The organism is Actinospica durhamensis (genome assembly GCF_018139695.1).
GTDB lineage: Bacteria > Actinomycetota > Actinomycetes > Streptomycetales > Catenulisporaceae > Actinospica > Actinospica durhamensis.
The window spans coordinates 1-1085 of record NZ_JAGSOG010000608.1; the positions used below are offsets into that span (position 1 = coordinate 1).

The window sequence follows — 1085 nt, forward strand, 5'->3', positions numbered from 1 at the left end:
CGCCCTGATCACAGCACTCGAAGAAACCACCCGGACGGAGCACGCCGACAAGCCCGTCAAGCAACTGCGCGCCGCATAGAATCAACCCAGACCGTCACCGAAGATCCACGAGACTCGGGACAACCTCCCCGGTCGGTACCGGAGGCGTTGTGGACTTCTACAACGGCAGCGCGGGTACGGTCGATCTGATCGTGGACGTCTCCGGGTACTTCGTCATCGCGCAGGGCGACGGCTACGAGCAGGTGGTTCCGACGCGGATCCTGGACACCAACTCGAGCACCGGCGGGCACAAGGGCGCGTTGACCCCGAGCGCGCCGATCAAGCTCAAGGTCGCCGGTGTGGGCGGGGTGCCGGCGGATGCGAAGGCGGTGGAGGTCAATCTGACGGTGGCCGGGCCGACGAAGCCTTCTCTCGTGGTGGCCTATCCGGACGGTGGGAGTGAGCCGACGGTCTCGAACGTCAACTTCTCCTCCGGCCAGACGATCGCGAACGCGGCGATCGTGCCGATCGGATCCGACGGCTACATCGACATCAGGACGCCGGTCGGCTCGAACCGGATGGTCGTGGACGTGGACGGCTACTTCAGCGCCAACCTCACCGAAGCCCCCTCCGCCTACGAGCCGGTGACCCCGTTCCGCGCGGTCGACACCCGGCAGGACGGCGGGCCGCTCTACCCGGGCGGGAGCTGGCATGTGCCCTTCGGCTTGGACCGCTCGGGCAACCTGGACAACCCGCCGGTGACCGGGGCGGTCACCAACGTCACGGTGACCTCGGTGACCGCGAGCGGCGTCCTGGCCGTGTACCCGAACGACGACGGCATCCCGAACGCCTCGTCGCTCAACTTCACCAAGGGCTCGACCGTGGCGAACCTGGTGTTCTCCACGCCCGGCCCCGACGGCAACACGGACTACCTGGACAACAGCAGTGCCGCATGGCTTCAGCTCATCGTGGACGTCTTCGGGTACTTCCAGAGCGCCTGACACGCCCGGTGCAGCGGCACTCGCCGCGCGGCTTCGGAAGCCCCCGTTCTGGTGAACGGGGGCTTTCGGCGTGTGCGGGGGGCGGTGGCGGGGAACGGGCTGCAC

The 1085-nt window shown here is 67.8% G+C and carries 1 protein-coding gene; it reads left to right on the forward strand.

The genetic code is table 11. The annotated features are described in order from the left end of the window. Nucleotides 1-149 precede the first annotated feature (149 nt). Nucleotides 150-980, forward strand: coding sequence for a hypothetical protein (locus tag KDL01_RS41335; protein ID WP_212534178.1), 831 nt, complete (start codon nucleotides 150-152; stop codon nucleotides 978-980). The last annotated feature ends 105 nt before the right edge of the window (nucleotides 981-1085 follow it).